Raw genomic sequence first — 12,052 nt, forward strand, 5'->3', positions numbered from 1 at the left:
GCAGCATCATGAGCCAAAGCAAACCTGAATTGATAGAAACCTTGCGGGTAGATGCAGACGGCCAGATCCCCCTGCTGGAACTGCATCTGGAGCGCGTGGCACGCAGCTGCGCGGAACTGGGCTACGACTGGGATGCACAAACCTGGTTGCAGGCCATGCATACCGCGTTGGGCCAGGCCCCGGTCAACACTCCCTTGCGACTACGTATCTTGTGGGGTGCCGACGCCAGCGCCCAGGCACAGGCGAACGCACTGCCAGCACTGGAAGGCCCCTTACAGCTATGCCTGTCCCGCATACCCCTGCCCGCTCAGGACCCGCTGCTCTCGCACAAGACGACGCATCGCCCCTGGTATCAAGAGGCCAGCGCCCTGCTGGAAAAGCATCCCCAAATCTTTGATGTGATCTATCTGGATACACAGAACCGGGTTTGTGAAGGCAGCCGCAGCAATATTTATATTCAGGACGAACAGGGCCAGTGGTGGACACCGCCCGCCCAAGGCTGGCTCTTGCCCGGCGTGCAACGGCAGGCGCTTCTCAATAGCAAGCTGGCTCGTGAAACCGAAATTTCCCTGGAGGATTTACTGAACGCCAAGGCAATCCGAGTCTCGAATGCCTTGCGTGGCTGGCAGGACGCCTTACTGGTTCAGTATCCGGTTTAAGGCGTAGTCGGCGGCCTGCATGCCCATGCTGGCCGTCACAGTGACCCCGGAGCCATAACCCGCGCAGGCCAGTCCTTGCAGCGCACCGTCTTCGGCCTGGGTCCAGTTCTGTGGCAGACGCGTTTCCTGCTCGAACCACAGGCAATCCACTCCCATGCGAGGCACACGCTTCAAGGCGCGGCCCTGAGCATCGCTGCCACGCGCAAAGCCATGCTGCTTGCGCAGGATCTGGCGCAGCTTGCCCAGCAAGGCATCATGGCGTGCTACCGACAAGTCTCCCCGGCGCAACGTCAGCGGGTCGGTTTTGCCTCCTGCCCCGCCGCAGCTCAGCAGGGGCACCTTGCAGCGCCTGGCCTGCAAGATCAGAGCAATCTTGGCACTAGCCTGGTCAGTGCAATCCAGAAACACGTCGGGACGCTGCTCCATCAGGCTGGCCGCATTATCCTCGGTGACAAAATCTTCAATCAGCTGCAGCTGGCACTGAGGATTGATCTGCGCAATGCGCTGGGCCATGGCTTCAATCTTGGCCATGCCCAAGGTGCTGTCCAGGGCAGGCAACTGGCGGTTGATATTCGATTCGGCAATATTATCCAGATCAATCAGGGTAATCCGGCCCACAGCAGAACGGGCCAGCGCTTCCACCGCCCAGGTTCCCACGCCCCCGATACCCGCCACCATCACATGGGCGGCCGCCAGACGCTCTCGCGCTCCGGCTCCATACAAACGATCCAAACCGCCGAAACGGCGTTCGGCATCCATGTTGTGCTGCTCTGTCATGCAATCTGTCCATCACCGGCCCATGCGGCCAAACCCGTTAATTCTACGTCTAATTGCCCCTGACCAGCCTGTGAAACGGACCTTATGCCCTGGTGGCTTGACTGTGCCCTGCCAAATAGCAACACTCATATAAGCAAATTAGTATTTTTCCTTAGTTATCAGCATCAAAGCCCGCTACAGTGGACTGTGCTTGCCCTACAATTGTCATAGGTTTCAAGCATCTGTGATTTTGGCTTACCACCCCTTTTTGCCGTGAACATCGATTCTATTTCCGCCTCGCCTTCCGCCGTACCCACACCGTGCAGCTTTCGTGTCCTGACTGACGAAGAGCGCAACGCCTCTTTGCGTCAATCCCTGGAAGAGGCGCAGTGGTGTGAAAAACAAGACCTGTGGGTCTATGGTTACGGCTCTCTGATCTGGCGTCCCGATTTTGAATTTGCCGAGCAGCGCCAAGCCTTGCTGCGCGGTTACCACCGGGCGCTGTGCTTGTGGTCACGTATCAACCGCGGTACGCCCGAGCAGCCCGGTCTGGTTTTCGGGCTGGATGTAGGCGGTTCTTGCCGGGGCATGGCTTTTCGTATTCCCGCCGAAAGCGTACCCAAGGTATTTGACGCCCTATGGCTGCGCGAGATGCCCAGCGGTGCCTATATTCCTCGCTGGTTGCGCTGCCGCACCAGCCAGGGCGATATTCGTGCCCTGGTCTTTACCATGAACCGCAAGACCGACGCCTACGTCCCCCGTATGCCGGACGAACAGTTGCGACAAGTGGTGTACTCGGCCCAGGGAACCAACGGCCCTTGCATCGAATACGTCATGGAAACCGCCTCGGCGCTGCAACGCTCTAAAATTCTGGATAAACGCCTGCAATCAGTGGTTCAATTACTACAGAGCCAGACTGCACTGCTTAATCCTCAACAAGCCTAAGAGCGCCCCATGTCCCTTGCCGATTTGCGTAACGAATACGAACGCTTTTCCCTGAGCGAAAACGAACTCTGTGCCGATCCTCGCCAGCAATTCCAACGCTGGCTGGATCAGGCGATTGAGCTGAAGGAAGTCGAACCCACGGCGATGACGCTGGCCACCGTGAACCCGGAAGGTCGCCCATCGGCGCGCATTGTTCTGCTCAAGGGTTACGACGAACAAGGCCTGGTGTTCTTTACGAATTACCAATCTCGCAAGGGTACGGACCTGGACCATAACCCTTGGGCCAGCCTGTCCTTTTTCTGGGCCTCCATGCAGCGCCAGGTGCGCTTTGAAGGCCGCATCAGCCGCATCAGCGCGGCCGAATCCGACGAATACTTTCACAGCCGTCCTCTGGGCTCTCGCATTGGGGCCTGGGCCTCGCCGCAAAGCCAACCCATCAGCCGCACAGAGCTGGATGCCCGTGCCAAGCAGTACACTGAAAGCTTAGGTGAACATCCCGCCCGCCCTGAACACTGGGGTGGCTTCCGACTGACTCCAGACCATGTCGAATTCTGGCAAGGCCGTGCCTCGCGCCTGCACGACCGGCTGGTGTTCGACCGCAAGGACCAATCTGACTGGCAGGTGAGCCGACTGGCTCCTTAAGACGTACCCTTGGGTACGCCTGCCCGCAGACTCGATGCAATGACTGTTTTTTCTTCTACCTTCGATAGCGACTTCTTTCGTTCGGCACTGGGCCGTTTCGCCACCGGCGTGACGGTGGTGACCGGAGCCAACAAAGACCACCCGGATCAGGCCATTGGCCTGACTGTCAGCTCCTTTAACTCTGTTTCCCTGGACCCGCCTCTGGTGCTGTGGTCGCTGGCCAAGCGCTCCCAGTCCCTGCCGCATTTTGTGGACGGCGAAGGCTATGTGATTCACGTGTTGGGAGCCAGTCAGCTATCGCTGGCCAAGCGTTTTGCCTGGGGCGAACAAGCCGAGCGCTTTCGCGATCACCCCACCAAACGCTCCCCGCACGGCTTGCCCATGCTGGACGACGAGCGTTGCAGTGCCTGGTTCGAGTGCAAGCCTTATGCCGTGCATGAGGCAGGCGACCACCTGATCTTTATCGGTGAAGTCACCCACTGCGAACGCAGCGCCCATCAGCCCCTGATTTACCATGCGGGCGACTTTGACCTGACCCCATCCCTGGCGTGACAGGGTGTTGCAACGCCCCCCTGACGACGGCTGCATGGCGGGAGTACACTACGCCTTTTGCTTTAACGCGCCAATAAGGTCCTAATTCATGGCAAACGATGTCGATTGCATAGTGCTGGGAGCGGGGGTCGTAGGTTTGGCCTGCGCCCGACAAATGGCCCAGCAAGGCATGGAGGTTCTGCTGATCGAGCAAACCGCCAGCATTGGCAATGGCGTCAGTTCGCGCAACTCGGAAGTCATACACGCGGGCATTTACTACACGCCGGGCAGCCTGAAGGCCCGCCTGTGCGTAGAAGGCAAAGCCCGGCTGTATGACTACTGCCAGGAACACCATGTCGACCACGCCCGTTGCGGCAAGCTGATTGTGGCAACTACGCCCGAACAGGAAGCAGACCTGCTGAAATTGCAGGCCCAGGCGCGGGCTTGTGGTGTGGACGACTTGCAGTGGCTGGATGCCGCCCAGGCCCAGGCTCTGGAGCCGGCCTTGAATTGCAGCGCCGCCCTGCTCTCTCCTTCCACCGGCATTGTGGATACCCACGCCTTGATGCTGGCCTTGCAGGGCGATGCGGAGAACCACGGTGCCCAACTGGTCTTCAATACACCCTTTGTCAGTGCGCGTGTCCTGCCCGGACAAGGTTTTGAGGTCCACGTCGGTGGAGCAGAAGCTTTCAGCCTGACGACTACCCACCTGATCAATGCCGCTGGTTTGGGCGCGGTCGCCGCCGCACGCCAGATCGAGGGGCTGGATGCCAGCCATATCCCGAATGCCTATCTGTGCAAAGGCAGCTATTTCTCTTTGGCGGGTCGCTCGCCCTTCAAGCACCTGATTTACCCCATGCCCAATAAAGCCGGGCTGGGTGTGCATCTGACGCTGGATCTGGCCGGTCAGGCCCGCTTTGGCCCGGACACGGAATGGGTGCAGGACGAGAACTACGATATGGACCCGCAGCGGGGCCAATCTTTTTACGCGGCCGTGCGCGAGTACTGGCCCGCTTTGCCTGATAACAGCCTGAACCCCGCCTATAGCGGTATCCGGCCTAAAATTGTGGCCGCAGGCCATGCGGCAGCCGACTTTGTCTTTTCGGGTCCCGCCGAGCACGGCATACCCGGACTGCTGAATCTGTACGGCATCGAGTCCCCCGGCCTGACCGCGTGTTTAGCGATTGCACAACACAGCCAAGAAGCCCTGGCCCAGGCAGCTTAAAAACTTTTCTGAAATCTTTACAATACTGTCGATGAACGATTACATCTTGACCCTATCCTGCCCGGATCGTACCGGCATTGTCCACAACGTATCGGGCTGGCTGCTAGAGCAGAACGGCAACATTCTTGAGGCACAGCAGTTTGGCGACGCCGCCACCAACCGCTTTTTTCTGCGTATCCAGTTTTCCCTGCCCGAAAAGCAGGACGTCAACGCGCTGCAAACCAGCTTCGCCCCCATTGCTGAAAAATTCAGCATGGACGCCAATATTTATGACGCCCAGCGCAAAGCCCGCCTGCTGATTCTGGTCAGCCGCCAGGGCCACTGCCTGAACGATCTGCTGTTCCGCGCTCATAGCGGCCAACTGCCGGTGGAAATTGCTGCCGTTGCCTCCAACCATACCGACCACGCCGGTCTGGCTTCTTCTTACGGCATTCCTTTCCATCACCTGCCCGTGACACCGGAAACTCGCCCCGAGCAAGAGCAGCAAATCATCGACCTGGCTCGTGATCTGAAGATTGATCTGGTTGTGCTGGCCCGCTACATGCAGATTCTGTCCACCAATCTGTGTCAGTCCCTGTCTGGCCGCGCCATCAATATCCACCACAGCTTCCTGCCCAGCTTCAAGGGTGCACGCCCCTACCACCAGGCACACGCCCGCGGCGTGAAAATTATTGGTGCTACCGCCCACTACGTGACGGCTGATCTGGACGAAGGCCCGATCATTGAACAGGACGTGGAACACGTCACCCACTCGGTCAGCCCAGCTGAGCTGACCCAGATCGGTAGCGATGTGGAGTCTCTGGTTCTGGCCCGTGCCGTGCGCGCCCACGTTGAGCATCGCATCTTGCTGAACGATCAGCGCACAGTGGTATTCCGCTAAGCAGCGAGATCAGGCCTACCTTAAGCCTAAAAAAGCCCTCAATGCTGTGGATATAGATCCACGCATTAAGGGCTTTTTACTGGTCACCCATTTTTTCAAAAGCCATACGATTTGAGCCTGCTAGCTACTTGGCAATTAGCTCTACCAGCCTCTGGCAACGATCGACTGCTGTCTCTGCCAATCTCTGACGAATATCTGGTTCAAATCGCCAACAGCCTCTCCCGAATACTGACTGCTTGCCCAATTCCAACATGCGCTTGCAGCATGTCTCGTAGGCAAGGCCCATGTTTACCTCGGGCACACGGCTACCAGCGCTGCTTATTGCCCTAACGCCAAACCTTCACGCCGAGGGTCTACCCCCGCTTCCAGTCCTTCCTGGGTCCAGCGTATGACATGCGTACCGCTGGGAAAAGGCTGCTCGCGTACCTCGTGCCCCATTGCCCTCAAGGCCTGCGCCTGTTCCGTCACAGCGGTTCCAGCCTCCAGCTCAGTCGCCCAATTGCGGCTGCCGTAATGCGGCAGGCTGACAGCTTCCTGCGCATCCAGATTCCACATCAACATGCCGGTCAGGGCCTGAGCCACGTAAGGAATAATGGCACTGCCACCGGGTGAACCCAGGGCAATCACAGGGCGACCATCCTGCAGCACCATCATCGGTGCCATGGAACTGCGCGGACGCTTGCCAGGCTCCACCCGATTCACGGACAAACGTCCCATTTCGTCTTTGGGGCTCAAGGCAAAGTCGGTCAGCTGATTGTTCAGCAAGAAACCATGCACCATGATCTTGCTGCCAAAAGCAGATTCTACCGACGTGGTCATGGACACCACTTGCCCCTTGTCATCCGCCACGGACAGATGCGTGGTGGAAGGCAGCTCGGGCGTGTTGTCGCTTGCGGCTTGTGAGTCAGCCAAAGGCTTGCCCGGCTGGGCATGACCCATGGATCGGTCGGGCTGGATCAAGGCGGCGCGGGATTTCAGATACTCCGGAGCCAGCAAAGCCTGTTGTGGCACAGACACAAACGCCGGATCAGCCACCCAGGCATCCCGATCCGCAAAAGCCAAACGCCCTGCTTCGGAAAAATAATGAATCGCTTCGACAGATTGCGGTTTTGCGTCAGCAATGGGCGTGTGCTGCAAGATACCCAACATCTGCATCACACTGATAGCCCCGGAACTGGGCGGCGCCATGCCACAGAGCGCCAGTTGCTGCCAGTCCATACAGAGGGGTTCGCGGCGCAGCGCACGGTACTGCGTCAAATCGGACACCGCCAAATCGCCCGCAATCGGATCGGCAGCAACGGCGGCCACCATATCCTGAGCAAGCTCACCTTGATAGAAAGTCTGTGCGCCCTGGCTGGCCAACAAGCGCAGCACCTGCGCATATTCCTTGTTCTGCAAACGATGGCCAACGGGCCAGGGCTTGCCTTGTTCGTCCAGAAAATAGGCACGTGTAGCAGCCTTGTCAGCCAGTTCGGGATTATCGGCAATCAAGGTATTCAAACGGGGGCTGACCTCAAAGCCGACCTCGGCAAGCTCAATCGCCGGGTCAAACAAATTCGCCCACGGCAGCACACCACCATCTTTATGCATCAACTCCAGGGCACGCAGCAAACCCGGTACGCCTACCGAGCGACCACTATTGACCGCCTGCTTGAAGGACATGGTTTTACCGACCAGCTCGAAGCGATCCAGACTGCTGGCTGCAGGCACCGTTTCCCGTCCGTCATAGCTCATCAAGCCGGTCTTGGGCTGGAACATCAGCAAGAAGCCGCCACCACCAATACCGGAGGACTGTGGCTCCACCAGCCCTAGCACCAGCTGAGCCGCAATGGCCGCATCAACCGCACTGCCGCCCTGTTCCAGAATGCGCAAACCGGCCTGAGTCGCCAAAGGGTGAGCTGTCACCACCATGCTTTTCTGGGTGACCAGCTTGTCGCGCTGCATGACACTGCTGGCGGTTTCCGGGTTCGAATGCTGGTTGGCTGCTTCCCGAGCGTGCGCAGGTAGCGCCAGAGCCAAGGTCAAGGCAGCCGACAACAGAGCCGGTTTCCAGTGCAATCTCATGTGTTCTCCTTTTGGTCCTCAAGCAGCCATTGTTCCAGCAAAAGCACCGCTTCGCTGGGCTCATTGGCCGTGGGATAACTAAAAAAATAGGCCTCACTGACAGGCATGGCATGGTCCAGCGGCATGATCAGCTCGCCCTGCTCCAGCGCCTGTTGCACCAGAAAACGCGGCATCAAGGCCACGCCCATGTCGGCATGCAATGCTGCCATCACCAAGCTGAACAGCTCGTAACGCGGGCCGGAACTGACACGCAAATCAGGCTCCAGACCGGCAGATCGATACCAGTCCGACCAGCTATCGGGGCGCGTGGACATATGCAGGTGAACCAGCTTTTGCCAGTCGTCACTGGCGGCCAGCTCGGGCGAGCAGACCGGCACCAGTTCGCCTTCATCAAACAGCTTGATGCCCTCGGTTTGCGGCCATAACTGCCGTCCATGATAAATGGCAGCATCAAAGGGGTGGTCCCCAAACTGAAACGGGGTGGTACGCACGGACAGGCTGACGGTGATATCCGGATAGCGCTGGGAGAAACGGGCCAGACGCGGCATCAACCAGACGGTCGACAAGGTAGGCAGCACGGCCAGATGGATGCTGCGGCCCACACCGGCGCGTGCAATCAGGCTGAAAGTATCCTTGCCGATTTGCTCCAGATGGTGACGGATGCGAGCAGCATAATCGCGCCCTGCCGGAGTCAGCACCAGACGCCGCCGCACCCGTGTCAGCAAGGTCACACCCAGCCGTTGTTCCAGGCCGCTGACCTGCCGGTACACCGCGCTATGCGTCAAGGACAGTTCCTCGGCCGCACGGGAAAAAGTCCCCAAACGGGCCGTGGCCTCAAAGGCCTGTAATGCGCCCAAACTGGGTACGCCTTGTCTCATAGGTCTTCCTCTTAATCATGCCGCCTCAGCCCTCCTCATTCAGTGCAGAGCCGGATCGTTACGCCAGAACACGACATTGTGCAATTTTATCAATTGCCTTGTGCGCTTTATGCACACTATGCTGAGACTTTATATTGATCTCGCTGATCCACAGCCACCTGAAGATGCGCTTGCTGCTCATAGTGGCGACTGTCAGCGATACTGAAGCAGCTCTTTTCTATTTTCCAGATTGATGGCGCCCATCCAGGCTCCACCTGACTGACCCTCTTTGATCTTCCCGGAGTACCTCTATGTCTGCCAATCCCTCTTTCCATTGGGACGACCCCCTGCTGTTGAATCAGCAGTTGAGCGATGAAGAGCGCATGGTGCGCGATGCCGCCCACGCCTATGCACAGGAAAAGCTGCTGCCACGCGTACTGGAGGCCTTTCGCCACGAACAGACTGACCCCGCCATCTTTGCCGAGATGGGCTCGCTGGGCCTGTTGGGGGCCACCATTCCCGAAGCCTATGGCGGCGCTGGTCTGAACTACGTCAGCTATGGTTTGATCGCCCGCGAAGTGGAGCGTGTGGATTCAGGCTACCGCTCCATGATGAGCGTGCAATCCTCTTTGGTCATGGTGCCGATTTTTGAATTTGGCAGCGAAGAACAAAAACAGAAATATCTGCCCAAGCTGGCCAGCGGCCAATGGATTGGCTGCTTTGGCCTGACTGAACCCAATCATGGCTCGGACCCCGGCGCCATGGAAAGCCGCGCTGTAAAAGTGGACGGTGGCTATCGTCTGAGCGGCAACAAGACCTGGATTACCAACTCCCCCATCGCCGATGTGCTGGTGGTCTGGGCCAAAGTCGTGGGTGGTGACGACGACGGCAAGATCCGCGGCTTCATTCTGGAAAAAGGCATGAAAGGTCTGTCCACCCCGGCCATTCACGGCAAAGTAGGCTTGCGCGCTTCCCTGACCGGCGAGATTGTCATGGCCGACGTGGAAATTGCAGACAGCCAGATGCTGCCCCATGTCTCGGGCTTGCGTGGCCCCTTCACCTGCCTGAACTCGGCCCGTTTCGGGATTGCCTGGGGCGCCTTGGGTGCTGCCGAATCCTGCTGGCACACCGCCCGCCAGTACACCCTGGACCGCAAGCAGTTTGGCCGCCCCTTGGCCGCCAACCAGTTGATCCAGAAAAAGCTGGCCGATATGCAAACCGAGATTACGCTGGCGCTGCAAGGCTGCCTGCGTCTGGGACGCATGAAGGACGAAGGCACGGCGGCCGTCGAAATCACCTCCATCATGAAGCGCAATTCCTGCGGCAAGGCACTGGATATTGCCCGACTGGCACGCGACATGCTGGGTGGCAACGGTATCTCTGACGAATTCGGCATTGCTCGCCACCTGGTCAACCTGGAAGTGGTGAATACCTACGAAGGTACCCACGACGTACACGCCCTGATTCTGGGTCGTGCACAAACCGGCATTCAGGCTTTCTTCTAAAGCAGACCGAACAGGGCAAAGCCAGAGGCTTTGCCCTTGTCCGTTCAGAGCCTGATCAAACTGATGGATTGCCTGCAGTAGTGGCGCATCCCCCCGCCTGCATCCGCAGTTTTTACTGCCGGGAAACCCGAGTTAAAAAGCCTGGTGTGGGTTGGGATTCTTTCCAGCTGCAAGGCCACTTCAGGATCAAAGCGGCCACTGGGAAATCGATAAACCGAAGCTATGCTGTGGTGATCTTTTTATTCTTGTTCGGACTTCAACTCAAACATGCTGGTCGCTTCCATCTCCAGCACCAGCTCATCGCGCTGGTTGAACACATTCCAGTTCCAGCGAATGATGCCCAGATCTGAACGGCTACTGGACACACGCTTGGATGCCACCGTGGCCTCCAGACGAATGGAGTCACCGGCCCGCACAGGCAAGACCCAGCGCAGACGTTCCAGACCCGGCGAGCCAAAGGACTCGGAATCGTGCAAGGCAGAATCCACGGCCATGCGCATGGCTTTGCCACAAGTGAGCCAGCCACTGGCGATCAAACCGCCCCAATGGCCGTCTTCGGCCTGCTTGTCGTCGATATGAAAAGACTGCGGATCATACTTCTGGGCGAAATCCAGCATCTCTTCGCGAGTCACAAGAACAAGTGGGTGCTTGATAAGCATACCCACTTCAAATTCAGCAAATTTCATGTTGTTGTACAACGAAAAAAGCCCCCACGCTGCGCCTTCGGCTTGCGCTCCACCTCGCGGCTTGCATGCCGCTCGGATTCGCCAGGCACACATCAGTCCGAAATGGACTGCTGTGTGTCCGGGCTCATCCCCGAGGGGGAGTTTTTGCCTTGGGGCGGCCCGGCGACAAAAAAAGCCCCCACGCTACGCCTTCGGCTTGCTGCCCCCCCCAAGGGGGAGCTTTCACCTTGGGATGGCCCGGCGGCAAAAAAGATCGAGATCGCCACTCTACCATCTCTGCCAGAATTTGCAGCCCCTGCCCCTACTGCGCCACAAACCGCAGCAAACTGTCCACATCCGGTATCAGGAGAAGCCAGCCTGTGCGTCTTATACCAATCTATGGCATAAAGAGAGTTTCCTGATTATTAATTACCTGAGCGCCCGGTTTGTTCGGGGCTATGCACAACCAAGGCTATGACAACACTCGATTCATCTTTGCAATTTGCGAGCCTGATTCAAGGCTCACAAGCCATCCAGCTGGAATATCAACGCATTGCCCCCGAACGGGAAACCGCCCCTTTGCTGGTGTTCCTGCACGAAGGTCTGGGCTCGATTGCCATGTGGAAAGACTGGCCGGCACAGTTGTGCGAGCAAACCGGCTGCAGCGGCCTGATGTACTCCCGCTATGGATATGGCCGCAGCACCCCGCGCCCGGACAATAGCCCCAAAGAGCCAGACTACCTGCATGAGCAGTCGCTGGAGGTGCTGCCCCAATTGCTGGAGCAACTGGGTGAAGACGGCAAGAAGCGCCCGATTGTGCTGGTTGGCCACAGCGATGGTGGCTCGATTGCCCTGCTGGCGGCCAGCGGCTTTAGCGACAAGCTGCAAGGCATTGTGGTGATGGCCCCGCACCTGTTTGTAGAGGATATTTCCTTGCGCGGCATTCTGGTCGCCCGCGAAGCCTACGAGCAAGGTTTTTTACGCGAACGTCTGGGCCGCTATCACGATGATGTGGAATCCGCTTTCTGGGGCTGGAACGCCACCTGGACAGATCCCCGGTTCCGCGACTGGAATATTGAACAAGAGGTCAGCCGTATCACCTGCCCGATTCTGGCGATTCAGGGCGTGGATGATGAATACGGCACGCTGGAACAGATTCGCCGCATCAAGGAGCTGGTGCCCCACACCGAGCTGCTGGAACTGGAGCAATGCGGTCACCTGCCCTACCGGGATAAGGAAGCGCAGGTGAACCAGGCGATTGTGGACTTTCTGAAACGAACAGCCCGCTAAGTAGCGAACTCACTCAGTCCCTAAGCTCAGCCC

12 protein-coding genes are annotated in these 12,052 nt (G+C 58.3%); 8 read left to right on the plus strand and 4 right to left on the minus strand.

What is annotated here, in order from left to right; all coding sequences use genetic code 11:
* Nucleotides 1-8 precede the first annotated feature (8 nt).
* Nucleotides 9-659, plus strand: coding sequence for an aminotransferase class IV (locus tag KOE80_RS08940; protein WP_083054119.1), 651 nt, complete (start codon nucleotides 9-11; stop codon nucleotides 657-659).
* Here KOE80_RS08940 and KOE80_RS08945 read toward each other — a convergent pair.
* On the minus strand, nucleotides 636-1,436 hold the full coding sequence (locus KOE80_RS08945; RefSeq protein WP_035271118.1) for a ThiF family adenylyltransferase: 801 nt from the start codon (nucleotides 1,434-1,436) through the stop codon (nucleotides 636-638). The two genes, KOE80_RS08940 and KOE80_RS08945, sit on opposite strands and share 24 nt — an antisense overlap.
* A 252-nt stretch (nucleotides 1,437-1,688) precedes the next feature.
* Here KOE80_RS08945 and KOE80_RS08950 point away from each other — a divergent pair, with 252 nt between their 5' ends.
* The 5 genes from KOE80_RS08950 (at nucleotide 1,689) to purU (ending at nucleotide 5,638) form a co-directional block, all read left to right on the plus strand.
* Nucleotides 1,689-2,360: a gamma-glutamylcyclotransferase gene (locus tag KOE80_RS08950; protein WP_042483350.1), complete on the plus strand. Its 672-nt coding sequence runs from the start codon at nucleotides 1,689-1,691 to the stop codon at nucleotides 2,358-2,360.
* A gap of 9 nt (nucleotides 2,361-2,369) precedes the next feature.
* Nucleotides 2,370-3,002, plus strand: a complete 633-nt coding sequence (pdxH, locus tag KOE80_RS08955) for a pyridoxamine 5'-phosphate oxidase (RefSeq protein ID WP_226348933.1) — start codon at nucleotides 2,370-2,372, stop codon at nucleotides 3,000-3,002.
* A 39-nt stretch (nucleotides 3,003-3,041) separates the two neighbouring features.
* Nucleotides 3,042-3,554 carry a flavin reductase family protein gene (locus KOE80_RS08960; RefSeq protein ID WP_045930932.1) on the plus strand — a complete coding sequence of 171 codons (513 nt, stop codon included), beginning with the start codon at nucleotides 3,042-3,044 and terminating at the stop codon, nucleotides 3,552-3,554.
* A gap of 88 nt (nucleotides 3,555-3,642) precedes the next feature.
* On the plus strand, nucleotides 3,643-4,758 hold the full coding sequence (locus KOE80_RS08965) for an NAD(P)/FAD-dependent oxidoreductase (RefSeq protein WP_226348934.1): 1,116 nt from the start codon (nucleotides 3,643-3,645) through the stop codon (nucleotides 4,756-4,758).
* A 25-nt stretch (nucleotides 4,759-4,783) separates the two neighbouring features.
* Nucleotides 4,784-5,638 carry a formyltetrahydrofolate deformylase gene (purU, locus tag KOE80_RS08970; RefSeq protein WP_221080299.1) on the plus strand — a complete coding sequence of 285 codons (855 nt, stop codon included), beginning with the start codon at nucleotides 4,784-4,786 and terminating at the stop codon, nucleotides 5,636-5,638.
* Between the two features lie 318 nt (nucleotides 5,639-5,956).
* Here purU and ggt read toward each other — a convergent pair whose 3' ends face one another.
* Both ggt and KOE80_RS08980 read right to left on the minus strand, forming a co-directional pair.
* Nucleotides 5,957-7,702: a gamma-glutamyltransferase gene (gene ggt / locus KOE80_RS08975; RefSeq protein WP_226348935.1), complete on the minus strand. Its 1,746-nt coding sequence runs from the start codon at nucleotides 7,700-7,702 to the stop codon at nucleotides 5,957-5,959.
* A complete protein-coding gene (locus tag KOE80_RS08980) occupies nucleotides 7,699-8,580 on the minus strand; it encodes a LysR substrate-binding domain-containing protein (protein WP_088451068.1) in 882 nt (293 codons plus the stop codon). The genes ggt and KOE80_RS08980 overlap by 4 nt, the downstream gene beginning before the upstream one ends.
* 290 nt (nucleotides 8,581-8,870) lie before the next feature.
* Here KOE80_RS08980 and KOE80_RS08985 point away from each other — a divergent pair, with 290 nt between their 5' ends.
* A complete protein-coding gene (locus tag KOE80_RS08985) occupies nucleotides 8,871-10,064 on the plus strand; it encodes an acyl-CoA dehydrogenase (RefSeq protein ID WP_022983442.1) in 1,194 nt (397 codons plus the stop codon).
* Nucleotides 10,065-10,303: 239 nt separating this feature from the next.
* Here the strand turns inward: KOE80_RS08985 and KOE80_RS08990 are convergent, their stop codons facing one another.
* Entirely contained in the window at nucleotides 10,304-10,750 is a 447-nt protein-coding gene (locus tag KOE80_RS08990) for a MaoC family dehydratase (protein WP_226348936.1), read from the minus strand.
* Between the two features lie 453 nt (nucleotides 10,751-11,203).
* On the opposite strand from KOE80_RS08990, the gene KOE80_RS08995 reads away from it, so the two are divergent.
* Nucleotides 11,204-12,019, plus strand: a complete 816-nt coding sequence (locus KOE80_RS08995) for an alpha/beta fold hydrolase (protein WP_226348937.1) — start codon at nucleotides 11,204-11,206, stop codon at nucleotides 12,017-12,019.
* Nucleotides 12,020-12,052: the final 33 nt, after the last annotated feature.

The organism is Alcaligenes sp. 13f (genome assembly GCF_020496585.1).
GTDB lineage: Bacteria > Pseudomonadota > Gammaproteobacteria > Burkholderiales > Burkholderiaceae_B > Alcaligenes > Alcaligenes phenolicus.